This is a genomic window from Microbispora sp. NPDC046933 (assembly GCF_040644635.1).
GTDB lineage: Bacteria > Actinomycetota > Actinomycetes > Streptosporangiales > Streptosporangiaceae > Microbispora.
This window is the reverse complement of record NZ_JBEYWW010000134.1, coordinates 1-1069: the sequence shown is the minus strand read 5'-3', so window position 1 is coordinate 1069 and position 1069 is coordinate 1. Positions and strand designations below refer to the sequence as shown.

The window sequence follows — 1069 nt, the reverse complement described above, 5'->3', positions numbered from 1 at the left end:
GAACTAAGTCAAGTCCGCCTAGCGACCATAAAGTAAATAGATCATCAAAAAGGAATAAAAGATAGGAGTTCAGGATGGCTAAAAATAAAAGAAGCATAGACAACAATCGTTATATTATTACCAGTGTCAATCCTCAATCACCTATTTCTGAACAATATCGTACGATTCGTACGACCATTGATTTTAAAATGGCGGATCAAGGGATTAAAAGTTTTCTAGTAACATCTTCAGAAGCAGCTGCAGGTAAATCAACCTCGAGTGCTAATATAGCTGTTGCTTTTGCACAACAAGGTAAAAAAGTACTTTTAATTGATAGTGATCTTCGTAAACCGACTGTTAACATTACTTTTAAAGTACAAAATAGAGTAGGGTTAACCAATATTTTAATGCATCAATCTTCGATTGAAGATGCCATACAAGGGACAAGACTTTCTGAAAATCTTACAATAATTACCTCTGGTCCAATTCCACCTAATCCAGCGGAATTATTAGCATCTAGTGCAATGAAGAATTTGATTGACTCTGTGTCCGATTTCTTTGATGTTGTTTTGATTGATACTCCACCTCTCTCTGCAGTTACTGATGCTCAAATTTTGAGTAGTTATGTAGGAGGAGTGGTTATTGTTGTACGTGCCTATGAAACAAAAAAAGAGAGTTTAGCAAAAACAAAAAAAATGCTGGAACAAGTTAATGCAAATATATTAGGAGTTGTTTTGCATGGGGTAGACTCTTCTGACTCACCGTCGTATTACTACTACGGAGTAGAGTAATTGGAATAAACTTGAATCAAATAAAAGACAGAAATTTGTAGAAGAGGAGAGCAAATGATTGATATTCATTGCCATATTTTACCGGGTATAGATGATGGAGCTAAAACTTCTGGAGATACTCTGACAATGCTGAAATCAGCAATTGACGAAGGGATAACAACTATCACTGCGACTCCTCATCATAATCCTCAATTTAATAATGAATCACCGCTTATTTTGAAAAAAGTTAAGGAAGTTCAAAATATCATTGACGAACATCAATTATCAATTGAAGTTTTACCCGGACAAGAGGTGAGAAT

Annotated in this window: 2 protein-coding genes; both read left to right on the top strand. The window is 35.0% G+C overall.

From position 1 onward, the window contains the following. Positions 1–74 precede the first annotated feature (74 nt). Entirely contained in the window at positions 75–770 is a 696-nt protein-coding gene (locus tag ABZ857_RS44360) for a polysaccharide biosynthesis tyrosine autokinase (protein WP_300883823.1), read from the top strand. 54 nt (positions 771–824) lie between these two features. After that, a partial coding sequence (locus ABZ857_RS44355) for a CpsB/CapC family capsule biosynthesis tyrosine phosphatase (protein ID WP_357057000.1) occupies positions 825–1069 on the top strand: 245 nt, incomplete at its 3' end.

Bases quoted from the DNA above. Each gene is read 5' to 3' on its own strand.
- ABZ857_RS44360 (WP_300883823.1), top strand. From the start codon at position 75: ATGGCTAAAAATAAAAGAAGCATAGACAACAATCGTTATATTATTACC.